The organism is Silicimonas algicola (assembly GCF_003148765.1).
Classification (GTDB): Bacteria; Pseudomonadota; Alphaproteobacteria; order Rhodobacterales; family Rhodobacteraceae; genus Silicimonas; species Silicimonas algicola.
Window position 1 is genome coordinate 23831 of sequence record NZ_QGGV01000001.1, and the last position, 25969, is coordinate 49799.

The window sequence follows — 25969 nt, forward strand, 5'->3', positions numbered from 1 at the left end:
GCAGGCCGTGGCTTGGCCTGACGTATCTCGTGCCCCTGCTCTCCGGTTTGCTCACAGCGCCGTGCGTGGCGCTCGCGTCATGTCGAGTGAGCAAAAACGGACTTGCTCTCGGTTGACAATTGCGGCCAAGTGCGCGTGCGACCGACGCTTTAGCCGGACGCCCTCGCCGACGCTCGTTCAGAATGACATGCTGCCTCAACGTAAAGCCGCCCGAAGCGAAGAGCCTCCACATCTGGAGGCCACCGCGAGTCTGCCGCCTCTCCTCGTCGTGTGCCTCGCAATCCGGCATGGTGGGGTGGACGTGCGAATCGTGCAGACAGCGCGGGAGTTGCACCACAACGGCGCGGTCTTCCGGGTTGTGGTGATCGAAGGATCGCGCCTTCATCAGACTCTCCTGCAGGAAGGCATTCCCGTCGTCGCCATTTCCCGCCGCAGAGCTGACCCACGCATAGTGATCGATCTAGTCCGTCTTGTCCGCCACGCCAGAATCGGCCTCGTGGATGCGCACAACACGCAATCACAGTACTGGGCGGCGCTCGCCGTGTTGGCGACCGGGGTAAAGGGTCGCGTCGCAACAGTGCATTCCGTTTATCGCGAGGATCACGATGGGCGGCTTCGGCAATGGCTGCACGAAGCTGCTCTCTGGCTCTGCCGGATCGCGGGCTTTCGCTTCATCGCGGTTTCGTCAAACGTCGTGAACTACTTGGTCGAGACGCTCGGGATCCCCTCCTCCGCGGTCATTCTCAGCCGCAATGGGATGGAAGCCCTCGCGGCACCACCTCCGCCGTTCGACCTATCCACCGAGACCGGTTGGCCGGAGGATTCCGTGGTGCTGGCCATGATAGGCCGCCTTGACCCGCGCAAGGGGCATCGCTTCCTGATCGACGCTCTGCAAGAGATGGTCACAACCGGCGAGGAAAAAATCCGGCTTCTCGTCGTCGGCACGGGCCGAGAGGAGCGACGTCTTCGCGAGCAGGTCGCGGCTGCCGGGCTCGAGGGATACGTGCATTTTTCAGGTTTTCGCGACGACATCGCGTCGATCCTGACCCGGACCGACCTTCTGTGTCTGCCATCGCTCAGCGAAGGCCTGCCCTACACGGTGCTGGAGGCGGCGCGGCAATCTGTGCCCGTGCTGGCGTCAAGGCTTGAGGGGACTGACGATATCTTCCTGGACGGCGAAACCATATTCTTCCATCGCGTCGGCGACGTGGCCGACATTCGTCGGCGTGTCCAGGACCTGGCCGAGTCTCCCGACCAGCGCAGGCGCGTCGGTGCCGCTGCCCGACGGTTGTTTCTCGAGGACTTGCAGGTTTCGCGCATGCTCGACGAAACCCTTGAGGTCTACCGCGCCGCGGTGCGATAGGCGCTGATTCATTCCGCATGTTGTAGCCCGGTTGCCAGTCCACGCCTGCGCTGCGGTTACATAGCCATCGTCACGGCGCCTCTCTGGCCACGGAGACGGGCCGGAAGATCTCTGCGAAACGGACCCGCAATAGGTCGCTGTCCCAACCGTCGGGAGCTGAACGTCCGTCGTCGGATCGCCGATGACGCGAGAAAGTCGACTATATCCCCGTCCGGATGCACAGCGAGTAGGTGTACTCGTCGCCCCTGCCTGGCGCGAGAGCCGGTTGAACGACATGTCATAGCCGCCGGGGAAGGACCGGTCGCCGGGATCGAACGTATGGTTCACGCCGTGGGAGTCGAATCGAGTTCGCCGCCGACCGTCTGCAGGACCAGGACCGTGGGCGGGTTCATGAGGGCCGAGTCGCCGCCGCCATATTCGAGCTCGAGCCGACGCCTCACTCGTTATCTCACACCCAACCTAGCGAGCATGACCGTCAGGTCGCGGCCACAGCTACTGAATGTCCGCTATCTGTATTAAAAAGTCGCCGGGCTGCTGCAGCACATGACTACGTCTTCCGCACCGCATCGCGTTTTCGCTTATCTCTTTGCCCGGACGCGCAGGGATGGCGCACCTCAACGTCGTGGCCGACGCCCTTGTGCACGTGATCTGGAGGTTTTGGAGTCGGTGCTGAAACATCGACGGCAGGTTGCTCGCCGTTTCGCGTTGCAGTACCGGCCGTGGTCGGAGGCAAGCGCGATTGCCGGTGGCCCGCGCGCCTGGACCGGCACGACCCGGCGACCGAGGATCGCGACATCGTCGCAGATTTCCGCACGTGCCCGGATCGGGCCTTTTTGGACATGCGAATCTCGTTCTTGCCCTTTAGCGCGATCCGATCGGTCCTTCGACGATGACGTCGGCGATCGTGCGTTTCCCGGGCAAGCGCGTTTCCCCGAATTGCACGAAGTTTTTTTACCCGGGGTCAGCCGTCGCCGCGGCCGGCCAACACAGAATGGGACCTTATGCTGGTCAGAGAGCGGATCGGTGGGGGGCGCGCTGGTGCGGCGGGGAATCGGTGATCGGTGAAACCGGACGGAAAGCCAATTCACGGGTGTGGGAGGGAAGATCGGCGCGGCGGCGCATCACGTGCCGCTGAGACCGATGCCTATCGGCTCGTCCGACCCAGCGTGTAGGCCACCGACGCCAGGCCGCGCCGGGCGGCAGCGAGGTAAGCGGCGCCGGCACCGATCACGACGAATAGTGCCGCCACGATCCCGTAGAGGGCGAAAGCGAGAAGGAGTGAACCGCCGGTCCCGATCCAGACAGCCGCGGCCATCGCACCGATGAGCATGCCGGCAAGAACAAGACCAACCATCATATCGTTCATCCTTGTTTGTCCTCTCATGCAGCCTTCCACCCGATTGTGTTCAAATTTTGACACGATTCCGAAATGTCGGGCCGCTGCCTTTCAACAGACACGCTACTGTTACAACATCAGGACTGACAATGGCGCAGGGGGGCCGCGACCGGCGGCAGCAGAAATTCGCGACGCGCGGGCGAAATACTGCCGAACGCTTAATGCCCAGTACTCTTGGCGCTTCCCGCGGCAGCAGCGTGCCCCACTGCGGAATTCCTCTCTGCCTGTGTCCGAGCCTGCCGCCGAATAGTGCCAGGCCCGGCCCGCGCCGGCCCTCGCGCGCAAGCACGTCTCATGGCCTGTAATGGTGCGCTGGCGTTGCGGCGTATGTCTCAAACCGTTCTCCCTGCTGCCGCCCAGCGGCAAGACTGGACGAACCAATAACACGATTTTGGCTATTTTGTTCCCATAGGGGAAACATTTTGTTGCGAGGGGTGTCCGCGCGCAAGACAGATCGGCCGCGAACGGTGACCAAGTGCGGCACGAAAACTTTAACCTGCCCCGATTGAAGGTCCGGTTGCAGTCTTAGTGCTTGACGGTTCGTGGCGCTACGGCTGGTGTGGCCGGCGACGCGGTTCCGGGTGCGAAGCCGGCCACGAGACGGCCGCTGGAGGAGACAATATCTCAAGGATGAGTGCGGTCGTTTTGTCTTGCAGTGCTGCGCCAGTAGTGTCAGAGGCACCTGCCTTGGGCCTGCTCTGCTCCGATGCCCAAACGATCACCGTTCAAGTACTTCAAAACGTCCCCTGAGATCATCCTTGTTGCGTCATGCTCTACGTCCGCTTCCCACTCTCATTGCGGAACGTCGAAGATCTTCTCCACGAACGCGGCATCGATGTGAGCCACGAGACGGCCTCTGGGATCCGAAAGCGCCGGGTGCAGGCCTGCGCCCGAGCCGGTGGCGGTGGCACCCGGACGAGATGTTCGTGAAGATCAACGGCAGGCAGCAAAATGGCGCAGTCTTTGCGCCGCCTAAGGGGCAGTGTCGCTGTCCTAGCGGAGACTGGTTCGCATTTGTCTGACAGCACCGCCAACCACCTAAACCATTGATATATAATGTAAAATGGTCGGAAATCCTCCCCACATGCTCGCGACTTGACCGCGTGCCCACTGAACGGAGTGGGTGAACGCATATTCACCCGCAAGATCGAGGCATCCGATGCCGACGGCAATCTGATAACTGAGGTCAAAGGGTCGATCAGGGAAGTCGAAGTTGGTCCGGGCAGGACGGTTGAATGGTTTATTGTACCTGTGCAAACGACAGATGGTCCTGTGGAGATCACATGTGAAATCCCTGGCCATTATGAATCAGGAATGCATGCAAGCGTCGTGATAAACTAGCGCATTCGGTTTTCTCGGCTTCATAGGTCGGCGAAAAATACATACGGCGGCGCTATACTTTCTGATCGGCAGCGCTTCGCATCCTCAATATGAGTTCTTGTTGAGACAAGGTGTGGCGACAAAAAAATCATTCAAATGCGGAAACCCCAAAATTGGCTCTTAAGTTGTCACACGTTATGTCGATACCGAAGAATGGCTTTTTGAAATCTTTATTGGCTCGTATAAAGGTAGCGGACCCGGAGCGTCAGCAGGAAGGCCGCGTTGCGGCTCAACCGGTCGAGCTTGGCAATCACCAAGGTCGCTCCGGTGAGCTTGGCGAGGGTCAGCGCCTTGACCAGTTCAGGTCGTTCGTTCTTCCCCCCGCTCTCGACCTCGGTAAAGCGTGCCAGGACGTCCGCACCTCGGGAGTTGGCGAAGTCGTCGATGGCCTTCCACGTGCTGTCAGACTAATGCGAACCAGTCTCCGCTAGGTTGGTGACGCAGACCCTTACTCGGCATAGAGACCGCGGCACTCGGCAAGAGCGGCGGTGCGGTTCAGCTTGAAGAGGTTTCGACTGGAGAGGCTGCGGTCCTGGTTGAAGTGGTTCGAGACAGAAGCGTGGACAGAGGCAAACTTCTGCAGACATCGCATCTGACGAAAGGGCAGTGTCAGAAGAACTTGCCTTGAGACAGGAGTGTGCCCGCCCTACCCTCGCCCGATGACGAAACGCAGCCCCTTCAAGTACTTCAAGACGAGCCCCGAGATCATCCGCCTGGCCGTGATGCTCTACGTCCGCTTCCCACTCTCATTGCGCAACGTCGAGGACCTGCTGCACGAACGTGGCATCGACGTCAGCCACGAGACGGTCCGGTACTGGTGGAACCGGCTCGGTCCGATGTTCGCCTCCGAGATCCGGAAGCGCCGGGTCCAGGACATGCGCTCGAGCCGGTGGCGGTGGCACCTGGACGAGATGTTCGTGAAGATCAACGGCAGGCAGCATTATCTCTGGAGGGCCGTCGATCATGAGGGTGAGGTTCTGGAAAGCTTCGTCACGACGACCCGGGACAAGACCGCAGCGCTGAAGTTCCTCAGGAAAGCGATGAGGCGTCACGGCCGGCCTGAGGAGGTGGTGACGGATCGCCTCCGCACCTATGGCGCAGCCCTCAAGGAGATGGGGCGAGGCGACGATCGCGAAATGGGTCGATGGGTGAACAACCGGGCGGAGAATTCTCACCTCCCGTTCCGACGGCGGGAGCGGGCAATGCAGCGCTTTCGTCAGATGCGATGTCTGCAGAAGTTTGCCTCCGTCCACGCCTCCGTCTCGAACCACTTCAACCAGGAACGCAGCCTCTCAAGCCGAAGCCTTTTCAAGTTGAACCGCACCGCCGCTCTAGCCGAATGGCGCGGTCTCTATGCCGAGTAAGGATCTGCGTCACCGGCCCTGCGGAGACTGGTTCGCATTAGTCTGACAGCACCCGGCTGGTGCTTTCCGCGATCACCTCGCCATGCTTGTCTTCCGCGAACCGGTAGATCATGACCCGGTCGAACCCGGTCACATCCCGAATGATCCGCGCACTCGCGTCTGCAAGCTCGTGCAGAGCGTCGGGCTTGATGAGCTCCGAGATGAAGCCCCGCCGCAGGTATTCGTCTTCCCAGACCGGGGCCGGACCGGGCTCCGGTTCAAGGAACTCCAAGATGATGTGGTCCCTGTTCCTGTGCGGCAGGCATTCGACTTTTATCGGCGTGCCGTCGCGACCGTCAAAGCTGAAGAACCACGGCTTCAGCAAGTCCGGCATCGACGGTTCAAGCGGGAAATCCGGAAGCTGGGAAGTGTTCTCTTCCCCGATCAGTTGCGCGATGTTCTTGCCCAGGATCGCCTCGGGGGGCGAGCCGACGAATTCTCCCGTGTTCACGCTCGCGTACTCGGCCACGAAACTCGAGGCATTCAGGGCAATCAGTGCGCCATGCGGCTGTACCTTTCCAATGAGGTGGATCGGTTCGCGGTCGCATGTATCGAGGTTTACGGTGTCCACGGTCAGAACGGGTCAGGACATGCGGCACATTTCGCCTGGTCCAGACGGGCCATCCAACCGGCGAACGGTCGAGACATCTTGCGTGCATCCAACCTGCAGCCGTTGAATGTTGCGCCGCGGGTGATCAGGCTCTCGAGGCAGTTGACGGTCAACGTCCAGCCCGTGCCTCTGGAGTCACGCCAAGTCCAACGCCATTTGCCTGCGCGCGAGTCTGACAACGACCTCTGCTCAGCACCATCGACGCTCCACCCTCCCCGTATCGCTCTTCCCGTGAAGCATATCATACCGTGAAGGGTCTTTGGGGTGACAGCGTCCATAGTGCGCTCAATAGCGACCTCCCGGACAATTTTCCAGAACCACTGCAGCGCGAAGGGCCGATCTTTCACCGGCGGTCCTCGATCTCATCCATGACGGCAATCAGGGTGGAAAAGGCCTTGCGTGCACCGCTGGCGATTTCAGGCACGTCGCGCAGATGCTTCACGAACAGCTCTGCCGACTTGGGATCGTCAAAGACTATGTGCCTGGAAGGCAAGAGATTTCCAGCGGCCAGCATCGCCTTCTCGATCACCCGGCCGCCTCGGCGATGGGCCCCGATCGTCAGGTAAGCTGCGCCTAAGATGTCCTTGATGCTGGTCAACCCGGCGGCAAAATCTACCGCCGAGGGACTTGGCGTCGCCCGCACCGGCAATAGAGCGGACAGGTCAAGAGCCAGCGCATTCGAGCGTCGAACGCAAAACGGCAGGTGCGGATCAAGCACCTTTTGGATCGTCCAATGGGCATGCAGCCAGTCGGCCCACTCTTTTGGTTTCGTTGTGCCTGACGACATTCGTTTCGCTACGGGGTGTCTTTCTGCTGCGTCGTGGAGATCGCGCGTGGCCTCCCAGAGAGGGCCCAGCCCCGCTCGGGAAAAAGGGTCTGCGTCACTGTCCTGGCGGAGCCTGGTTCGCCAAAGTGTGACCACCTTCAATGATCCTCCTGCGACCGAACGGCCGAGCATCCATCGTTCCTGCATAACCAGCGGTAATAGCTTATCTCGGGTCTGTCCGATAAAATCGGCGTAAGACAGGGCAGGGTGCTGGCAAGACCGGCGTAGCTCCAACTCGGTGCCCGCGATCGGGACCGGCGATCTCATGGTCGCATGACAAAGCCCGAGTTGCGCGGCCGCCCGGTTGGGTCCGATCTGTTGTCGGCGTTTTTGACCTGGCATAAGACCCGGCGCGCTTCCATAGGGCTGTCCAGCAGACCTTCTGTTATCCTTTGCGTTCAGGCATTCGTACGTGTCGGATCGAACTGGCGGCAGAAATGCTTCTGAACGAACCAGCCTGGATGCTCGTCTGCCCAGTCAGCAACAAGAAACTGGGTGCCCATCATGCACTGGACCAGCGTGATGTCCGTAAGGAGCCGAGTTTCTGTTCTGCAGGTGTCCATGTCTCCGCCCAGACAAGCGATCAACACGAATTCAATCATGACGGATTCCGATATCGCAACCGCTGACACGAGCCACACAGTTCGAAGCCGGCTGGCGCACGCACCGGTGTCGGCTGCTTGTCGGGCGGTTGTCACGCAAGCCTGCCGAGATTGCAGCCAGCGGCGTGCGGGGGACATTTTTCACCTGGCATTCTCCTTGTTCTGATTCGGCTCGGGCCGTTGTTGGAAGAACACCTCTGCAGCGGACCGCGTCACGACAGCGTCACGCAGACCGTCACGCGACAGTGGGTGGCTGGAAATCTTGCCTTTTGGCAGGATTTTTTGAGGAGCCCATGTTAGGTGTGAGCCTGGAGGCGGTCCGAGATGTCGAACCTGCACCTATCCTTTCTGGGCGATCTGCGCCTGACGGATGCTTGCGGCAAGCTGCTGGCAACACCGGGCCCCAAAGCAACGGCTATGCTGGCGTGCCTGGCATCCTCGCGCGATCTGCGTATGGGCCGCACTGCACTGGCCGAACTAGTGTGGGGCGATGCGTCAAGCACATCCGATGCGCGTCATTCGTTGCGGCAATGTCTGGTCAGGCTGCGGTCGCATCTCGGGAGCGCAGCCGAGGTGCTCGTGGCTGATGCAAGTGAGGTGTGGATAAACCCGGATCTGGTGTCCGTGGATTTCATCGAAGCACAGGCCGCAGTGACGACTTGCCAGTCCGATGCCATCGTCAGGCATTCCATGGAGGTGCGAGGCCGCTTCTGCGCTGACTTGGACCTCGGGAGCTTCGGTTTCGACACGTGGCTTCGAGCGCGCCAAACCGAGTGCGACCGTCTGTGTGCGGACCTGCACGCCAAGGCCGCCGAGGTGCTCTCGGAACGCAATGAAGGCGACGCCGCCATAGCCGCCGCCCGGCGCTGGCTTGAGCTTGAACCGTTTCAGGACGAAGCTCATGCTACCCTGATTGCACTTTGCGTTCGTCATGGTCGACGCCAAGCGGCACTGAAAGCCCACCTCGCGTGTCACGATCTGTTCCGTAAGGAGCTTGGCGTGGCACCGGCCCCCGAGGTGAGCGAGGCACTGAAAACGCGACCCCGGCCACGTCTTCGTCATCGCGGAGCTCCTTCGATCAAACCAGCAGAACCCGTCCGCATTCGCGCGTGGGGAGCTTTTGTCGCGGGGCTATCGGCTGCGGTCTTGCTGTCGCAGGTATTGGGATCCGGGCGCCAGGACTCTCGGCCGGACATCGCACCGCGCGACATCTCTCTTTGGGTGACTCCTGCCAGCGCTGCACCGACGCAGGGTCCTCCGCGCGCAGAAACCACCGTCAGACCGATCAATGCCTACCAAGGAATCTCCAATGATACTGATCAGACCGAAATGCACCGGATTCCCGATGGCAGTACTGTCCTCACAATGCTCTATCCCGTGGGGTGCTAGGCGTTTCTTTCATCCGGTCTCTGCGACCGCGCTTTGGGTCGTCATTACACTCGGGTTTCTGCAATCGGCGCAGGCCCAATCCGTCTCTGGCGAAGGTCCATTTGCCGCGAACTTTGTTGGGTACGCCGACAACGAAGTCGAAGCATTGCAGATTGGGCCCGGTCGCTTTGTTGGGCTGACGAATTCGATCTTGACTGCAATGAGCGCAGACAATGCCGATTTCCTTCACAATCAGACGGGCCGTTGCCTGGGCACATGGTCGGTCGACGAGAACCGGAAGACCTTCGAGCAGGAAGTCAGCTGCACTTACACCGACGCCGATGGCGACCAGATTTACGAAAGTGCCGTGTTCGACGAGCAGCCGCTGGACGCCCAACATGTCGGCACTGGCAGGTGGTTGGGTGGCTCAGGCAAATACGAGGGCTTGAGCGGAGTCTTCGAGATCCGGACGCGGTCCCTGCAATCAGCCCGAGAAGGCCTAGTGCAGTATGTGGGCACCAAACAGGGACGGTTTAGCTTGCTCGCTCGCTGAATGGCTCCACATAGCCGATAACGGTCGACGTGCTTGCTCGACCCGTTCAGAGATCACGTAGTCTATCTCCACTTGAGAGAGCAGGAAAGGCCAACAGGCTTAACTCGCTGTTTTGACGGCGAACGGGCTGTATCCGAGCCACTTGCTGACCGTCGCGGCGAGACGTTCATCGCCTTCAAGAAAAACTCGCCTGGCCTCTACTTCCGCCTTGATCGCGGCGAAACCCATCCAGATGGCGGTCATCGTCCGCAAATCGGTGGCGACGTAAAGATCAACGTCGAAACCCGGGTCGGAGTAGCAGAGGTCGACGTTGCCCTCGTCCACGATCAGCCACCACTTGTCTTTTCCGGCCGGCAGGTTCTTGTAAAGGAATTGGACGACCGCTCGTCTGACCGGCATGGGCTCGGGCTGCAGGTTGCGGCGGATGTCCCACATCAGGAGCGATGGGTCCAGGTTGGCGAGCGAGGCAGAGCTTTCGATCCAGCGATGCGCCCATTCGCCCATGCCCACGATCACCGGCCTCAGAGCTTCGCCCGCTGGGGTCAGGTGGTAGGAGGTCGCTCCCTTGCGCCCGCGTCTTTCGATCAGCCCGGCCTCGGCAAGCTCGCGAAGACGCATCGACAACAGTGCGGGCGACATCCGCGGCAAGCCGCGACGCAAGTCGTTGAACTGGGTGCTGCCGCAGAGCATTTCGCGAAGAATCAAGGTGGTCCAGCGGCGACACAACAATTCAGACGCCATGGCGATCGGGCAAAACTGTCCGTATCCAATGGTCTCTCTGGCGGGCATCTGCAGACTCTCCCTACGATTGGATAGTGCGGCCTACACCGTGGCAAGGCCAATGGAAACGGAGCGCTCGTACTGCAGACGCAAGATTGCAACGGCCGACCCGGACCCAACTCCGAGGAAGAGACCACTCCAGATTCCGTCAGCGCCGAAGCCCGCTGCTCCGAAGGCAGCCATCGCCACCAGGCCAACGCAGCTATGACCGACGGCGAAAGCCACGAGCGCGCTGAGCGCCTCGCCGCGCGCGCGCAGCACAGCGCAACCGAGGTGAGCGGGAACGGCCGCCGTGAGTGCGAACCCAGTCAGCGGCAGCAGCGCTGACGTATCGGCGATGAGCTTTGGGTCGGTGCTACCGATACTCCGTGCTGCCGCCCACGCGACGATCTCTGGGTTCAGGCAGAACAGCACGAGTATCCCCGCCATGAGTGCAGCACCGAAGAGTCTCGCAGTAGAAAGTGCATGCGCTTCTCGTCGGGACGTTGAGCGACCGCGAAGATATGCAATGCGCAACGTGACCGCCTGACCGAGACCCGCAAGCAGCAGGTAGCAGACGGCCATCGCCCTGAAGGCGAGCCCGTGGGCCATCAGATCCTCTGCCGCGACGGCGCCGATCAAGAGCGTGGCGCAAAGGAAAGGACCGGTTTCGGCGACTGCTGCCAGCCCCATGAGAAGCGCAGGCCTGAGAAGCGTGAGGATTTCGGGCAAGACGAAGATCGGAGGCATTACGGGTGTACGATAACGGCCGAAGGACGGAGACATGAACAGATAGACCATAACCGATCCGCCCATTCCGGCAGCGACGACAAACGAGGCGAGGCCTGCGCCGGCGGCGCCTAGCCCCGGCCAACCGAATGCACCTTCCATGAAGACCTGGTTCGCGGTCGCGTTCAGCGGCAGGGCAAGCAAGATCACACAGATCGCAAAACGTGACCGGCCCAGCGCAGTGAGCGCGTGGCGACCGAAGGCGAAGAGCACCATGAAGGCGTAGGCCCCCGCCATGTACCTGGCATAGTCGCGGGTGACTTGCGGTTGGTCGAAGTGGACGCCCGCAGCCTCGAGGATTGCTGCCGAGTTCCAGATCAGGGCGACGCAAAGGAGAGCCAGCGTTGCGACAAGAACGGCCACCCGCTGCACGATGGTGCAGACCTGCCAGGCGACGCGAGCACCGATAGCGGCGGCGACATGTGGCGCGACCAGACCGGCAAATCCCGCGCTGAAGTTGAAGACGATCGACTGCAGATCTCCCACCGCCAAGATCGCGGCGAGGCCCTGCGGGTCGAAGCGCCCCACCATGACCATGTCTGTCAGGCCTAGCGCCATGTTGAGAAGGCCAAGCACGGCCACTGGCGAAGCCGCGGCAATCAGCAGGCGGCCCTCGACCGTCGCCCGCAGCACCTGCACCCGAAGCGCAGGTGGAATTTCGGGCGGGCTGAAACCAACGCCTGGGCGGTAAAACCTGGCCATGAGAACACCTCCGAGCGCAGTCAGCCGGCCCGTCGAGCAGGCATTGCCGGGGCGACGTTGTGGTTGCGGCGGAAGGAGTTCTCCGGGTCAGAGACGGCCCTCGAAAGGGTAAGTATTCCAGTCTCCGGCATAGGGGTCATCCTCGTTGCAATGCGGGCACTTGTCTGTGCGTCGCTCTGCAACGCGGATCGGCTGGATCGATAAATCTCTCAAGTTCAGCGGAAGTATCAGAGCGGACGACCGCTGCTCGTGCACCAGAGGTGACATCGACATATGCGAAGGATCTTCCTGAGGTCGTGGAACAAGGGAGCTGAAAATGCGACAGGAATCTCGGGGGGATTCGCGCTGATCGACCGTGGTTCTCCTATTGTATCGGTTCGGTCCTGCCAGGGCTCCTTTCAGGGTGTAGAGCAACCTGTAGAGCAACGGCGATACACTCGATGAACTCGTGGCGCCCTGTTGAATCCGATTGCACTTCAGTTGCTTGACTTGCGGACCGTGATGAAAGTGTCGGCTTGCGCCAAGCCGATGTTGGAGCATGCAGCCGACCGGAAGATCCACTCGATTCAACCGCTGAACTGGAGGGCAGCGGGGCTCATGGTGTTTGGGAGCGATGGGATCGACTTCCGATCCTCATGCATTAGGAAAACCATCATGCAAAGACTTACTCTCGTCACGGCGCTCGCCGTCCTTGCCTTCACGTCCACCAGTTTGGCGCAGGCACACGAACCACCGGCCCCCGCACTGCCCGACACAATGACATGGGCTCCTGCGCCGCCCGTTCTTCCGGAGGGGGCGCAGATTGCCGTTCTGTCCGGCAATCCCTCAGCAGAGGGTCCGTTCGTCCTGCGCTTGAAACTGCCTCGGGGTTACGAGGTGCCAGCCCACACCCACAGTGGCGACGAGCTCATCACGGTGATCTCGGGCGAGTTCAACGTCGGCCACGGGGAGAAGCTGGACCGTGGCGCATCTGTCGCGTTGCTTGCCGGCGGGTTCATCGAGATGCCCGCGGGACACCCTCACTTCGCCTGGACTGCTTCCGAGACTGTCGTGCAGATTCACGGTCCGGGTCCGTTCGATATCGGGTACATCGACCCGTCAGACGATCCGCTCACCCAGTGAATTGAAGTGGCTCTCGTAGGCGGCAGGAGTACAGCCGGGCGGATCGTGCGAACCGAAGGAAGGAGGCACTGTGGGCAAGACAGACTTTGATTGCAACGAAGCACGCTTGCCCGGGTGCGTCAGATCGGTGTTCCCACGCTGAGACATAGGACGGCCCGATCCTTTCGGACCGGGCCGTCAGAGACTGGAGTTCGTTGCGTCTACATGTCTGACAAGTCTCAGCCAGCATTCAGCATGGGCCTGACCTTCGCGACGGGACGTCAGGAACCGCATTCCCAAGTCGGCTCAATGCGTGTGGTTGTCCTGCGCCTCGGGCGTCAATGCGATCATGTTCATCGTGAAACCTGCATCCTTGAATGTGTCGATGCTGTCAATTTTCCCCCCGGTCTCCAGATCGATGACGGAGATCGAGCCATCGTTGACGCCGTCGATATTGGCGAGGCCATTCTGGACATAGGCGCGGCGTTCGTCGGGCGAGAACACAAGGTGGTGCGCCCCCGGCGAAGCCTCGGCTGCCCAAAGATGCTGGGGCGACTGTGGATCGGTGATGTCGAATGCGTCGAGATGCCCCGGGAGCGCCGTGGTGATGTAGGCACGGTCACCTGCCGCGTCGAAGTAGACCTCGAGGGGCATGCCCTGCTCCAGCGAACTGAAGTCAAACGCCTGGCGGAACGCGAACTCGTCGGCCTCGGGTTGCCACTCGGCCGTCCAGAGCGTCCCCTCGGTCACGTTGGTTATATAGGCGAGCGGCGGCTCGACGCCCGGAACGAAGAAGATTTCGACGGGTTCCGCGCCTGAAGGCGACGGCTTGTCCGACACCTTGTGTGTCGAAAGCACCTCTTCGGTACTGGCGCGAAGAACGGTGATTGTCTCCCCTGCCTGCGAAAAGTCAGCCGGGTTCGACGTGCTGGTCAGTAGAATGCGGTCGATCCCGTCGTGAACCGTGATGCCATGCGGCCAGGGTTGGGGGAGCGTGATCGTGCGCAGAGGTTCGTCGGTCAGGGCGTCGCCGACGATGACGACAGAGCTGCCCATGCAACTGAGATACCAGCGATCCAGAGCTTCGGAAAAGGTGACGTCTTCGCCGACGACGCAGTCGGGGACGGGCACCACGTTCGGCCGGTACGGGAACTCGCTGACGTCGAAGACCCAAAGTTCGGAGCGCCCGAGGGATGTGACGTACGCGCGATCTCGCGCGGGATTGTAGAAGATGTGGTGCCCGATCATGTCGGGGGGGAGATCGATCCTTGCGAGGATCTTGCCGTAATCCGGCGCCTCGGGGTCGATCTCAAGGAAGGCCATGCCCTCCTGCCGGAGTGCCTGTGCGCCCTTCGTCTCGAAGAGAACAAGTGCGGTCTGTTCGGCTCTCGCGGCTACAGCCGCGAAGGTGAGACAGCCGGCGAGAGCGGCGGACGTTGCAGTGATAGTCGAGCGTTTCATCGGTGTTTTCCTTTGATCATGCAGGACGGACGGAGCCGTCCTTGTTGAGAGTCTTTTGGGGGAGCCTTCGGAATTTGATGCTGGGCGCGCCGCAGAGGTGGCGAAAGACCGTCACTCGGAGGCGACGAACCACACATTCATCGGGTCGTGGGGCAAGACGCGCCGGCTGACATCGGTGAAGCCGGCGTCGCGAAGCATCCTTTCCGCCGTCTCCCAGCCCCACATCGTACCAAGTCCTTCGCCGCCTTGTCCGAGTGACACCGGCGTGCAATGCGCGCAGGAGATCGCGTAGAGGAACGACGCCATGGGGAAGTCGAGATTGTTCTCGAGCCGCGCCGACCCCCCGATGTCCTGCATCAGGTAAACGCCGCCAGGCTTCAGCGCTCCCTTGAGGCCCCTGATCAGACCCGCTGGGTCCTTCTGGTCATGGACCGCGTCGAACGAGGCGATGAAATCGAACCGCTCCCGCTCGTCGTAACCCGTCAGGTCACGGGTTTCGAAGGTCAGGTTCTCCAGCCCGGCGCGCCGCGCGACTTCCGCCGCGTGACTGATTGCTTCGCCGCTAAGATCATATCCGACGAACCGGCTTCGCGGATAGCGGGCAGCCAGCGCGATCAGGGCGTGGCCTTGGCCGCAGCCCGCATCCAGCACGTCGATACCGCCTTCGAGCCGGAGGTCGATGCCCGGGACCAGCGGCAGGATATGATCGAACAGCCCCGCTGTGACGGTCATCGCACTGTCTTCGGCCATAAGGTGATGGAAACATGGATAGTCGTCATAGCTCATGCCCTCGCCGGTCTCGAAACACGTGAGGAGACGCTCCTGGACTTGGCCGAGCAGGCCCACGTGTTGTGCGTAGACCGCCAGGTTGCCGAGCGACGCACCGCGGGTGAGGCTCGCAGCATGCTCCGCCGGCAGGCTGTAGGTGCCGCGCGTCGGGTCAAAAGCGACGATCCGGGCGGTAACCATGACCGCCAGCCACTCGCGCACGTAGCGTTCGGCAAGCGCGGCCTCTTCGGCGAGTTCGGTGCTGGTCGCCAGCGGCATCCCGGCCAACGTATCGAAGAGACCGGTGCGATGCCCGAGACCGACCATGACGGCAATGGCGCCGTCGTTGACAAGGCCGGCCACCCGATCCAGGAACGCATCTGCCTTGCCGGTGTCGAATGCTGCCGCATCAATATGCTGTGTCATTTCTTACTCCAACTGGTGTGTCGATGCGCTGGAATAGGTCGAAGTCTTCGTGCTATTAACGGGCATTCCGGTCCAAAGCGGGTCAAATTGGCCATATGTCGGCGCCGACCGAAGAAAGTCATGAACCCAACTTCGCCTTGCTGGTGTTGCCCGAGAGCACGCCCGCCTCGATCTACGGGCTCTACGAGGTGTTCCAGTCGGTTGGACGGGACTGGGAGATCCTGACTGGCGAGAAGCCGACCGGCGGTCGTATCCGCGCGCGCATCGTCGCTAAGGATGGCACGCCACCGCCAAGCCGGTTCGGCGTGTCGATCACGCCGCATGAAGGTCTTGGCAACCCCGATGTGGTGATTGTCTCCGATCTCGCCTTCCCGCCGGACTGGGATCCTCGCGGGCAATGGCCGGCCGAGGCGGCTTGGCTGCGGGAGCGCTATGCCGCTGGCGCGATGATCTGCTCGGTCTGCACCGGGACGGTGATGCTCGCCGAGGCCGGTCTGCTCGACGGCCATACCGTGACCACGCACTGGGCAATCGTGGAGTTGATGAAGCGCTACTATCCCTCGGTGGAGCTGGCGCCCCAGCGCATCCTGACGCCTTCGGGCGAGGGCGGGCGGATCGTGACAAGCGGAGGTGCCTCGGCCTGGGCCGACCTGGCCCTTCACCTCGTCGCCCGCTTTTCCAGCGGAACCGAGGCGGTTCGTGCGGCCAAGATCTTTCTCCTCGGCGACCACAGCGAGGGACAGCTCCCGTTCGCCGGGGCGCGGAGGCCGCAGCGCCACGACGATGCGGTGGTCGCAGAGGTTCAGAGCTGGATCGCCGACAACTACCGCACGGAAAATCCTGTAGCAGTCATGGCGCGCCGTTCCGGGCTGTCACCCCGAACGTTCGCGCGCCGCTTCCGTGCGGCGACCGGATACGCTCCGATCGACTACGTGCAGACGCTCCGGATCGAAGAGGCCAAGCAGCTCCTGGAAACGGAGAAGTCGGCGGTAGATGCCATCGCATTTGACGTCGGCTACGAGGATCCGAATTCGTTCCGGCGTCTCTTCAAGCGGATGGTCGGCGTCACACCGGCACGATACCGTCAACGGTTTGCCAGGATCGCGGCTCCGGCTGGGGACAGCTGATGCGAAAAGCTGTGAGGTGATCAGATCTCGAGCCAGAACAGCGGCATGAAAGGGCGAAGACCCACCCGACTTCTGCGTCGATGGCATCCCGGAAGTATGCGAGGCGAATGGGCGCTTGTCATGCGTCCCGCTCCCGCCGGGATGTGGTTGATGATCTCGTCCAGATAGGAAAACACCTCGTCTCGAAAAAACCTAGGGGCAGCTAAGCCACGTCTTAAAAAGGCTTTCCCTAGCTATGTTCAACGTCGTGAGAGCGATCCGCAGGTTTTCTGCCCCCTGAGGCAACTGTCGGGTTCAGGTAACGAGTGTCAGTACGCCAGCCGCCCCGGCGCCGAGAAGCGCGATCACCAGGACGGTGGAGATCAGCGCGAGCAACAGGCCGCCTGTTAGCCAAAGCCCGTCGCGTTCGCCCAGACCCATCGCCAGCATGATGACCGAAATGGCGGGCAGGGTGTTGGCGAAAGGGATCGGCAGAAACATGAAGGTCGCCATGACCAAAGCAGCGCAGCCCGCTGCACCCTCCGCCACCAGGTATGAGGCGGGCCAATAGCGCGGACGAGCCAGCCGCTCGACGCGCAGGACCCAAGGATGGACCGCGCTGACGATCCGCGAGAACCTCGCATGATCTATGCTGCGCGCCGACAGGAAACCGGGCAGCCAGACGGATGGCCGTCCACAGACGAGCTGCCAGGCTATCACGATCAGCGGAAGCCCCGTGATGAAAGACGATCCGGGGATGAACAGCAGGACGTTCGGTGCGGCGAAGATCACCATCAGTGGCGCGAAACTGCGATCGTGCAGCGCGCTCACAAGCTCCCCCAACGAGATTGCATCGCTCGATTGCTCGTCGAGAGCGAGCAGGACGGTCGACAGCCGACGCGGCGCAGCCTGCAACGGCCTGGCCAATGCCTCGGTCGTATTGGTCACCTCGGGTCAACTTGGACAAGCCAGATGCCAAGCCGCGATTGGCCTGGCATGCTGCTCGCCGCAGAAAAAGCCGCGACGGACGTGCCGGTGAATAGTCGGGGCAAGCCGGTAGGGAACAAGCTCATGTCGCGAAATCCTCTGCGTGATGCCGCATTGCGAGTCGACCCGCAGCCTCAAAGGAAGATGGGCATCTGCATTCCGCATTCAAGCGGGCCAGCAAACGTCCGCCGCTGTCCAAGTCCGCTCGGCGGCGAACGACGCGCTGGCAGCAGGGATCTGGTCCTCCGACTCATTGCAGTTCCGCGAGCATCGCCTTGATCTCGGCGATCCGCGACTGCGGCGCTGGATGCGTCGCAAGAAATTCTGGCGCACGCTCGGAAATTGCTGCGTCCATCCGCTGCCAGAGCGTTACGGCCTGCTCAGGGCGGAATCCCGCGTCGGCCATCGTGAGCAGGCCCAGTCGATCGGCCTCGAGCTCTTGCCGCCGCGAGTACGGCAGGACAAGTCCATATTCCACCCCGATCCCGAGCGCGGCGGCAATTTCGGCAGCGTACTCAACTTCGCCCAGCTGCAGGACAAGTGACAGCGCTCGCATTCCCCAGCCCTTGGCGACCTGTGCATTCATGCGTTCCTGGCTGTGCTCCGCCTGAAGGTGTCCAATCTCGTGTCCGACGATGGCGGCAAGCTGATCCTCATTCGCCACCACGTCGAACATGCCTTCGTAGACGCCGATCTTGCGTCCCGGGAGCGCGAAGGCGTTGATCTCGGGTCCGCGGAAGACCAGGACCTCCCACGCGTCCGGCACTTCGTTCGCGGCCCGAAGAAGTCGCGTCGACACCTGGCTGAGCGCTGCCTGCATCTCAGAGTCTGCGGCGACGGGCGACGATTGCCGGATGTCCGCCCAGGCCTCGAGTCCCATCGTCTCGACCGTCTCGTCGGACACCAGGTTGACGTCATCGCACCCGGCCAGCATCGGCAGTGCCGCTGCCCCGGAAAGGCCAAGCAGCGCGCGACGAGTCATCCGGCATTGGCACATCAGAGAGTTTCCTTTTTCGACCGCGAGCAGATGATCAGCGAACGCGTCGCTTCGTCGTATCGTTCCGCCGACGGCATTGGGCAGATCTGACGGTCCCGCTGGACGACGGGAACCGGCCGCCCAGGCAATCGGTTTAATATCAGCCGCAACAGCGCGGTGTAGGAGACAGACGATGGCCAACAGCAAGGACGACAAAGACGACAAGAAGTCGGGCTCCGGCAAAAAGGGTTCCGGCAAGAAGTAATCGCAATGGCACCGCCGCCGGATCGGCGGCGGTGCATCTTGGTCGTTCAATTTCAGTCGCTACAGAATCAAGTGGGTCGTCGTGGACTCGAAGGGGTCGGCGAGGAGAGGCTGGTTCCTTCGCGCGCCCTGAGCTCCGGTGCCCAGACCTCCCCGTCGCGATGCACGTTCGACTCTTGAAGATCGACGTTCAGCTCTGATCTGGCGTGCCCTGACCGTTCGACTGGAACCGAACCGGGAAATCGGGTACGAACCGCCTACCGCACGATTGAACGGGTGGAAGGTGATGAAATCCGAAGCCTCTCTGCTTGTTGATCCGGAAACCCAGTTCGAGGTCATCAGGGCGCTCGCTAGTCCGGTCCGCATCGCCATTCTGCGGCTGCTCGACTTCGAGGGTCCGAAGAACATCAACCAGCTGGCCGAGGCGCTGAAGCAGCCGCAGTCCACGATCTCGTCGAGCGTCCAGATGCTCGAGGCGGCAGGTCTCCTGTCGACCGTGACCGAGAAGGCGCGCAAGGGCAGCCAGAAGATCTGCACCGCCACGTGCAGCGAGGTGCTGATCTCGCTCGGTAAGCTGCGCCAGGAGACGCGCGAGAACGAGATCGTCGTCGCGATGCCGATCGGACTCTACACGCGGTGGACGGTGTCGGCGCCCTGCGGTCTGTGTTCGACCGAGGGGATCATTGGTCTTCTTGACGTGCCGAACACCTTTGCCGACCCGGACCGGATGAAGGCGGGCCTTTTGTGGTTCAGCCGGGGCTATGTCGAGTACCAGTTCCCGAACAACGCACGCCTGAGAAACACGGACGTCTCGGCCATTGAGGTCTCGATGGAGCTCAGTTCCGAGGTGCCGGGGACGAGCGCCGACTGGCCGTCCGATATCTCTCTCGAGATCAACGACGTCGATGTGGCGACATGGACGTCTCCGGGCGACTTCGGCGACAAGCGGGGCGTCTTCACCCCGCCATGGTGGAAGCTCGCGGGCTCACAGTACGGCATGCTCAAGACCTGGCGCGTCCACGGTGACGGCAGCTACGTCGACGGCGTGAAAGTCTCGAACGTGAGGCTCGGAGATCTGGCACTTGAAGAGCACCATTCGATCCGCGTCAGGATCGGCGTGCGAGAGGATGCGAACCATCCCGGCGGCATCAACATCTTCGGGCGCGGCTTCGGCAACTACGATCAGGACATCATTCTGCGGATCATCTGACGGGCGTCCTTGACCGAATCCTCCAATCGCGCGAGCATATCCGAAACATCGGTATGAACCGGGAAAATGGATATAAAGGGAGGACCGCATGGAAGCGAGGGTAACGGCCCACGCGCATTACGCCGTTTCCGAGATCGACCCCAGGCTCTACGGGTCATTTCTCGAGCACCTCGGCCGCGCCGTCTACACCGGCATCTACGAACCGGACCATCCCGAGGCCGACGAAGCGGGGATGCGGAAGGACGTGATCGACCTCGTCCGCGCCCTCGACACACCGATCTGCCGCTACCCGGGCGGCAACTTCGTGTCGGCCTACAACTGGGAAGACGGCATCGGTCCGAAGGAGGACCGGCCGACGCGGCTCGATCTCGCCTGGCGCACCTCGGAATCGAACCAGGTCGGCATCCACGAGTTCGCGGACTGGGCGAAGAAGGCGAACACCGAGATGATGCTCGCCATTAACCTCGGCTCTCGCGGGCTCGACGAGGCGCGCGCCTTCGTCGAATATGTCAACCACCCCGGCGGGACCTACTGGTCGGACCTACGCCAAAAGAACGGCCAGGCCGAGCCGTGGAACTGCCGGCTCTGGTGCCTCGGCAACGAGATGGACGGCCCCTGGCAGGTCGGTCACAAGACGGCGACCGAGTACGGACGGCTCGCCAACGAGACCGGGAAGGCGATCCGCGGCTTCGACAAGTCGCTGGAACTGGTGGTCTGCGGGTCGTCGCACTCCGACATGCCGACCTATCCCCAGTGGGAGTCGACGGTCCTGAACGAGACCTATGACGAGGTCGATTACATCTCGCTCCACATGTACTTCGAGAACTACCAGAAAAACCCGCGCGAATACCTCGCGTTGTCGCACAAGCTGGACCGCTACATCGGCACGGTCTCGGGCATCATCGACTACGTGAAGGCCAAGAAGCGCTCGAAGCGGGACGTGAAGATCAGCTTCGACGAGTGGAACGTCTGGTACCACGAGCGCAAGTCGGACGCGAAGCGCATGGCCGAATGGGACTGGCCGCATGCGCCTGTCCTTCTCGAGGACATCTACAACTTCGAGGACGTTCTCCAGGTCGGCTGCATTCTGAATACCTTCATCCGACGCTCGGATCGGGTCCGCATCGCCTGCATCGCGCAGCTCGTGAACGTGATCGCCCCGATCATGACCGAACCGGGCGGGGCGTCCTGGCGGCAGACGATCTATCACCCGTTCCAGCTCGCCTCGCTCAACGGCCGCGGCACGGCGCTACGCCTCGACGTCAGGTCGCCCACTTATGACGCAGATATCGCGGCGGGGGTGAGCTGGCTCGACATCGCGGGCGTCCACGACGCCGACGCGGGCACAGTCACCTTCTTCGCGGTCAACCGCAGCGGAGGAGAGCCGATCGAGGTCAGCCTTGCGCTGGAACGCTTCGGCACGCCGAAATCCGTGGCGCACACCTTGATCCAGCACGACGATCTGGAAGCCAGGAACACGAGGGACAATCCCGACAACGTCGCCCCGCGCAAGGGCGAGGGAGCGAAGATCGACGGCGACGAGCTGACGCTAAGCCTGCCGCCGTACAGCTATTCGATGGTCCGCGTCCAGCTATAGGCCGAGCCGTCTTACCCGGAGAGAAACCGGATTTCAGGGAGGAACGACATGACCGACTTACTGAGAACGACACTTGGCGCCGCAGCCATCGCAGGTCTCGCGGCAACCAGCCTTTCGGCGCAGGAAACCGTCGTCTGGTGGGACTTCCTCGGCGGGGGCGACGGCGTGCGGATGAAGCAGCTCATCGAGGACTTCAATGCCGCGCACCAAAGCGAGATCGCCGTCGACGCGACCACGCTCGAATGGGGCGTGCCCTTCTACACCAAGGTGCAGACCTCCGTCGCCGTGGGCGAGGCGCCCGACATCATGACCTACCATGCCAGCCGCATCCCGCTGGCGGTGGACCAGAACCTTCTGAGCGAGATCACGCCCGAAGACTGGGCGACGATGGGCCTAGGCCAGGGCGACTATGCCGAAGCGACCTGGGACGCGGTCAGCGTCGACGGCAAGCAGTACGCCGTGCCGCTCGATACGCACCCCATCGTGCTTTACTACAACAAGGATCTTCTGGCGGCGGCCGGGCGGTTGAACGACGACGGCACGCCCATGGGCATGGACAGCCGCGAGGGTTTCACCCAGACGCTGCAGGCGCTCAAGGACAGTGGTGTCACCTTCCCGCTCGGCTCGGTGACGGCGGACGGCACCTTCATGTTCCGAACGATCTACTCGCTCGTGGGCCAGCAGGACGGCGAGCTGATGACCGATGGCGAGTTCCTGGCCGGCGACAATGCCGAGAAGCTGACGAACGCGCTTGGCGTGCTGGCGGAATGGACCGAGGCTGGGCTGCAATCGACCTATACGGACTATCCGGCGACGGTCGCGCTCTTCACCTCGGGCGAGGCGGCCATGATGATCAACGGCGTCTGGGAGGTGCCGACGATGGTCGACCTCGAGAAGGACGGCAAGCTCTTTTCATGGGGCGCCGTCGAGCTTCCGGTGATCTTCGACCACGCCTCGACCTACGCCGACAGCCACGCCTTCGCGATCCCGAATGGCAACGACATGAGCCCCGAGAAGCGCGCCGCGGTGCTCGAGGTCATGGGCTGGATCTCGCAGAACTCGCTGTTCTGGGCGACGGCGGGCCACATCCCGGCCTACGGCCCGGTCACGCAGTCTGACGAGTACGCGAAGATGGAGCCGAACGCGACCTACTCGAGCCTGACCTCGAACATGATCTTCGATCCGAAGACGCCGCTTGCTGGAGTCGCCGGCCCCATCTACGACGTCATGTCCACCTACTTCGTGCCGACGCTGAACGGCGAGATGGACCCGGCCGAGGCGGTCGAGGAAATCAAGGCCGAGCTGAACGACCTCTGATAAGCGAAGAGGGGGCGCCCGCCCGGGCGCCCCGACAGACCTGACCGGAGGCAGTCCCATGATCCGCGATGCGAAGAAGGAGTGGCTGATCGCCCTCACGCTCATCGCCCCGTTCGCGGCGATCTACGGGTTGGTCTTCGTCTATCCCACTATCGACATGTTCCTGCTGTCCTTCACGGACGCACCGCTGATCGGTGCAGGAGACTACGTCGGGCTCGAGAATTACACCCGACTCACCAGCGACCGCCGCTTCGACACCGCGGTCTGGAACACCGCCTGGTTCGTCGTCCTTTCGGTCATCCCCGGAACCTTCGTGGCACTAGGCATCGCGCTTGCCGTCAGCCGCCTGTCGGGGCGGCTCCAGACGGCCGTTCTGGCGCTGTTCTTCCTGCCCTACATCCTGCCGGTCTCGGTCATCTACCTGATCTGGGACTGGACGCTGAACTTCCAGTTCGGGATAGCCATGCACATCTTCGACGCCCTTGGCATCGATCGCATCCCGGTCTTCAAGTCGGCCACCTGGTTCATCCCCGCCGTGGCACTCATCACGGTCTGGTGGACCTGCGGCTTCAACGTCCTGTTGTTCCTCGCCGGGCTCCGCGCCATCCCGCAGGAGATCTACGAAGCCGCGGCGCTCGACAACGCTGGGCGGTGGAAAACCTTCAGCCGCGTGACCTGGCCGCTTCTCTGGCCGATCACCGCGCTGAATTTCACCATCCAGCTCATCCTTCAGATGAAAATCTTCGACCAGGTCTACCTGTTCAGCCAGGGCGGGCGACCGAACGACAACCTTGTGATGGTCTACTACATCTTCCAGCGCGCGTTTCAGAACAACCACGGCGGTCGCGCCGCCGCTGTCGCGGTCGTGCTGTTCTTCATCGTGATCGTCGTGTCCGTGCTGAACTTCCAGCTCATGCGCTTCGCGGAGCGCAAGCAATGACCCCGCAGACCGCAAGACGTGCCAACCTCGCGGGCGGCGCCATCACGATCCTCACCGTCGTCTGCGCGGTGATCTGGGCCTTTCCGCTCTATTGGGGCATCGTGTCGTCGCTCAAGCCCGAGGACGAGGTGGTTCGGCCCTACATCGAGCTCTGGCCGGACACGCTAACGTTCGAGCACTACGTCCACGCGCTGACCGCGACGCAGATCGGACGCTGGTATCTGAATTCAATCGTGACCGCTGTCGGCACCACGGTCCTCACCATCTTGACGTCGATCTTCTGCGGCTATGCCCTCAGCCAACTGCGGTTTCCGCTGCGCCGCCCGCTCTACTGGCTGATCCTCGCGAGCTTCATGGTCCCCACGCAGGTGCTCATCATCAACCACTTCGTGCTGGTCGCGAACATGGGGCTGCTCAACACCTGGGCCGGGATCATCCTGCCGCAGCTCATCCACCCGGTCATCATCATCATCTACAAGCAGTTCTTCGACCAGGTGCCGAAGGAGTTTCGCGAGGCGGCGGTGATGGACAACGCCTCTGAGTGGCGCATCCTGTTCAAGGTGTTCGTGCCGATGAACTGGGGCGTGACCACCGCGCTTTCCATCGTGGTCTTCATCTGGTCCTGGAACGCTTTTCTCTGGCCCTTCCTCGCCGCCACCAAGACCGAGTGGATGACGATCACGGTCGGCATCACGCAGGTGAACGACGCCTTCGGCATCTACTATGCGCGCGAACTGTCGCTCGCCGTACTCGCCGGCCTGCCGGTGGCGCTGGCCTACCTGCTGTTCCAGCGCCAGGTGACGCGGGCGATCACGCTCTCCGCCGGGATCAAGGGGTGACTCATGGCTGACATCGTTCTCGACCACGTCTCGAAGAGCTTCGGCAAGGTGAGGGTGATCGACGACCTGTCCCTCACGGTGCAGTCTGGCGAATTCATCGTCTTCCTCGGCCCCTCCGGTTCGGGCAAGTCGACGCTTCTGCGGATGATCGCGGGTCTCGAGACCATCGACCGCGGGCGGCTTCTGATCGGAGGGCGCGAGTGCCAGACAGTCGCGCCGGGCCAGCGCAACGTGGCGATGGTGTTCCAGAACTACGCGCTCTACCCGCACATGACGGTGCGCGAGAACATGGTCTTCGGACTTAGGAACATCGGTATGGCGTCCGACGAGATCAGGCGACGCGTCGAGGAGGCCGCGCGCATCCTCGAAATGGATCAGCTTCTCGATCGCCGCCCCTCGCAGCTTTCGGGTGGCCAGCGCCAGCGCGTCGCCATCGGCCGCGCCATCGTGAAGGAGCCGGCGGCCTTCCTCTTCGACGAACCTCTTTCGAACCTCGACGCGGCTCTCCGAGTCCGCACCCGCGTGGAACTCGCCGAACTCCACCACCGCATCGGCACGACGATGATTTACGTCACCCACGACCAGACCGAAGCGATGACCATGGCCGACCGCATCGTCGTGCTAAACGACTGCCGGATCGAACAGGTGGGAACGCCGATGGAGGTCTACACCGCCCCCGCCTCGCGGTTCGTCGCGGGGTTCATCGGCTCGCCCGCCATGAACTTCCTGCCGGTGGAGGTGATCAATTCAGACGGACAGGCACTCGCGACGCTCGACGACGGATCGACGATCGGGCTGCCGCCGGACATCGCCGGACGCGGCCGCCTCGACCTCGGAGTCCGCCCCGAGAACGTGGGCATCGTGGGCGAGGGCGGAATGACGACGGGCAAGGTGAAGGTGGTCGAGCACTTGGGCGACCGGACCATCGTCTATGTCGTCCTCGGCGACGGAACCCCCGTCACGGCTCAGACCGGCGGCCACTCCCAGGTGCGCGCAGGCGAGGTCGTCGGGCTGACCTTCGACGTCGAGGGCGCGCGCCTCTTCGGAACGGACGGGCTTGCGCAGGACCAGGCGGCGGCGATCTGAAATTAAGCCTTCGAAAGCGAACTCCAAGATCGCTAGCCGCTCGTGCCGAATAGCGTCAGCTCTGCGCGACAGCACGGTCCGCATCATCTCTCCTGCGGAGACGTGTTCCTGGTTGTCCGACACCGTCCGACCAAATCGTC

General features: G+C 62.2%; 23 protein-coding genes and 2 pseudogenes. 13 read left to right on the forward strand and 12 right to left on the reverse strand.

Going from position 1 to position 25969, the window contains the following annotated elements; translation table 11 throughout:
- Positions 1–112 precede the first annotated feature (112 nt).
- Positions 113–1363: a glycosyltransferase family 4 protein gene (locus C8D95_RS00095; RefSeq protein WP_164721546.1), complete on the forward strand. Its 1251-nt coding sequence runs from the start codon at positions 113–115 to the stop codon at positions 1361–1363.
- A gap of 1144 nt (positions 1364–2507) precedes the next feature.
- On the opposite strand, the gene C8D95_RS00100 is transcribed toward C8D95_RS00095, so the two are convergent.
- Positions 2508–2729, reverse strand: coding sequence for a hypothetical protein (locus C8D95_RS00100; RefSeq protein WP_109757138.1), 222 nt, complete (start codon positions 2727–2729; stop codon positions 2508–2510).
- 736 nt (positions 2730–3465) lie between these two features.
- Between C8D95_RS00100 and C8D95_RS22885 the strand changes: the two are divergent.
- Positions 3466–3703, forward strand: a pseudogene (locus C8D95_RS22885) (IS6 family transposase); the annotation flags it as partial.
- A 606-nt stretch (positions 3704–4309) separates the two neighbouring features.
- Here C8D95_RS22885 and C8D95_RS00110 read toward each other — a convergent pair.
- Positions 4310–4525, reverse strand: coding sequence for a recombinase family protein (locus tag C8D95_RS00110; protein WP_109757139.1), 216 nt, complete (start codon positions 4523–4525; stop codon positions 4310–4312).
- A gap of 62 nt (positions 4526–4587) precedes the next feature.
- Positions 4588–4746: pseudogene (locus C8D95_RS00115) on the reverse strand (IS6 family transposase); the annotation flags it as partial.
- A gap of 52 nt (positions 4747–4798) precedes the next feature.
- Between C8D95_RS00115 and C8D95_RS00120 the strand changes: the two are divergent.
- Positions 4799–5503, forward strand: a complete 705-nt coding sequence (locus C8D95_RS00120; RefSeq protein ID WP_109757140.1) for an IS6 family transposase — start codon at positions 4799–4801, stop codon at positions 5501–5503.
- A gap of 37 nt (positions 5504–5540) precedes the next feature.
- Here C8D95_RS00120 and C8D95_RS00125 read toward each other — a convergent pair whose 3' ends face one another.
- From C8D95_RS00125 to C8D95_RS00140, 3 genes are all read right to left on the reverse strand, one after another.
- The gene (locus tag C8D95_RS00125) at positions 5541–6113 is read right to left on the reverse strand and encodes a phytochrome family protein (protein WP_164721547.1); all 573 of its coding nucleotides are present in this window, start codon (positions 6111–6113) and stop codon (positions 5541–5543) included.
- A 382-nt stretch (positions 6114–6495) separates the two neighbouring features.
- The gene (locus C8D95_RS00135; RefSeq protein WP_109757143.1) at positions 6496–6939 is read right to left on the reverse strand and encodes a hypothetical protein; all 444 of its coding nucleotides are present in this window, start codon (positions 6937–6939) and stop codon (positions 6496–6498) included.
- Between the two features lie 437 nt (positions 6940–7376).
- Entirely contained in the window at positions 7377–7580 is a 204-nt protein-coding gene (locus C8D95_RS00140; RefSeq protein WP_109757144.1) for a hypothetical protein, read from the reverse strand.
- A 324-nt stretch (positions 7581–7904) separates the two neighbouring features.
- On the opposite strand from C8D95_RS00140, the gene C8D95_RS00145 reads away from it, so the two are divergent.
- Positions 7905–8969 carry an AfsR/SARP family transcriptional regulator gene (locus C8D95_RS00145; RefSeq protein ID WP_109757145.1) on the forward strand — a complete coding sequence of 355 codons (1065 nt, stop codon included), beginning with the start codon at positions 7905–7907 and terminating at the stop codon, positions 8967–8969.
- A complete protein-coding gene (locus C8D95_RS00150) occupies positions 8926–9501 on the forward strand; it encodes a hypothetical protein (protein WP_126918464.1) in 576 nt (191 codons plus the stop codon). The genes C8D95_RS00145 and C8D95_RS00150 overlap by 44 nt, the downstream gene beginning before the upstream one ends.
- Positions 9502–9600: 99 nt before the next feature.
- On the opposite strand, the gene C8D95_RS00155 is transcribed toward C8D95_RS00150, so the two are convergent.
- Positions 9601–10290, reverse strand: a complete 690-nt coding sequence (locus tag C8D95_RS00155; RefSeq protein WP_109757147.1) for a winged helix-turn-helix transcriptional regulator — start codon at positions 10288–10290, stop codon at positions 9601–9603.
- A 33-nt stretch (positions 10291–10323) separates the two neighbouring features.
- Positions 10324–11751 (reverse strand): MATE family efflux transporter, encoded by a 1428-nt coding sequence (locus tag C8D95_RS00160; protein ID WP_109757148.1) that lies wholly within the window; start codon positions 11749–11751, stop codon positions 10324–10326.
- Positions 11752–12405: 654 nt separating this feature from the next.
- Here C8D95_RS00160 and C8D95_RS00165 point away from each other — a divergent pair.
- Entirely contained in the window at positions 12406–12873 is a 468-nt protein-coding gene (locus C8D95_RS00165; RefSeq protein ID WP_109757898.1) for a cupin domain-containing protein, read from the forward strand.
- Positions 12874–13158: 285 nt separating this feature from the next.
- On the opposite strand, the gene C8D95_RS00170 is transcribed toward C8D95_RS00165, so the two are convergent.
- Positions 13159–14313, reverse strand: coding sequence for a YncE family protein (locus C8D95_RS00170; RefSeq protein ID WP_206508404.1), 1155 nt, complete (start codon positions 14311–14313; stop codon positions 13159–13161).
- Positions 14314–14424: 111 nt separating this feature from the next.
- Positions 14425–15507: a class I SAM-dependent methyltransferase gene (locus C8D95_RS00175; RefSeq protein WP_109757149.1), complete on the reverse strand. Its 1083-nt coding sequence runs from the start codon at positions 15505–15507 to the stop codon at positions 14425–14427.
- A 95-nt stretch (positions 15508–15602) separates the two neighbouring features.
- Between C8D95_RS00175 and C8D95_RS00180 the strand changes: the two genes are divergently transcribed.
- On the forward strand, positions 15603–16634 hold the full coding sequence (locus tag C8D95_RS00180; RefSeq protein WP_109757150.1) for a GlxA family transcriptional regulator: 1032 nt from the start codon (positions 15603–15605) through the stop codon (positions 16632–16634).
- A 294-nt stretch (positions 16635–16928) separates the two neighbouring features.
- Here the strand turns inward: C8D95_RS00180 and C8D95_RS00185 are convergent, their stop codons facing one another.
- Together C8D95_RS00185 and C8D95_RS00190 are read right to left on the reverse strand one after the other, a co-directional pair.
- Complete coding sequence (locus C8D95_RS00185) at positions 16929–17561, reverse strand: exopolysaccharide biosynthesis protein (RefSeq protein ID WP_109757151.1); 633 nt, start codon at positions 17559–17561, stop codon at positions 16929–16931.
- Positions 17562–17850: 289 nt separating this feature from the next.
- Entirely contained in the window at positions 17851–18783 is a 933-nt protein-coding gene (locus tag C8D95_RS00190) for a M48 family metallopeptidase (RefSeq protein WP_146202970.1), read from the reverse strand.
- Positions 18784–19126: 343 nt separating this feature from the next.
- Here C8D95_RS00190 and C8D95_RS00195 point away from each other — a divergent pair, with 343 nt between their 5' ends.
- The 6 genes from C8D95_RS00195 to C8D95_RS00220 all read left to right on the forward strand — a co-directional run bounded on the left by C8D95_RS00195 (position 19127) and on the right by C8D95_RS00220 (position 25829).
- Positions 19127–20050 carry an ArsR/SmtB family transcription factor gene (locus C8D95_RS00195; RefSeq protein WP_109757900.1) on the forward strand — a complete coding sequence of 308 codons (924 nt, stop codon included), beginning with the start codon at positions 19127–19129 and terminating at the stop codon, positions 20048–20050.
- A gap of 88 nt (positions 20051–20138) precedes the next feature.
- Positions 20139–21647, forward strand: coding sequence for an arabinosylfuranosidase ArfA (gene arfA / locus C8D95_RS00200; RefSeq protein WP_109757153.1), 1509 nt, complete (start codon positions 20139–20141; stop codon positions 21645–21647).
- Positions 21648–21695: 48 nt separating this feature from the next.
- Positions 21696–22964 (forward strand): extracellular solute-binding protein, encoded by a 1269-nt coding sequence (locus tag C8D95_RS00205; protein ID WP_109757154.1) that lies wholly within the window; start codon positions 21696–21698, stop codon positions 22962–22964.
- A 58-nt stretch (positions 22965–23022) separates the two neighbouring features.
- Positions 23023–23904 carry a carbohydrate ABC transporter permease gene (locus C8D95_RS00210; protein ID WP_109757155.1) on the forward strand — a complete coding sequence of 294 codons (882 nt, stop codon included), beginning with the start codon at positions 23023–23025 and terminating at the stop codon, positions 23902–23904.
- The gene (locus C8D95_RS00215) at positions 23901–24743 is read left to right on the forward strand and encodes a carbohydrate ABC transporter permease (protein ID WP_109757156.1); all 843 of its coding nucleotides are present in this window, start codon (positions 23901–23903) and stop codon (positions 24741–24743) included. The genes C8D95_RS00210 and C8D95_RS00215 overlap by 4 nt, the downstream gene beginning before the upstream one ends.
- 3 nt (positions 24744–24746) lie before the next feature.
- Positions 24747–25829 carry an ABC transporter ATP-binding protein gene (locus C8D95_RS00220; RefSeq protein WP_109757157.1) on the forward strand — a complete coding sequence of 361 codons (1083 nt, stop codon included), beginning with the start codon at positions 24747–24749 and terminating at the stop codon, positions 25827–25829.
- Positions 25830–25969: the final 140 nt, after the last annotated feature.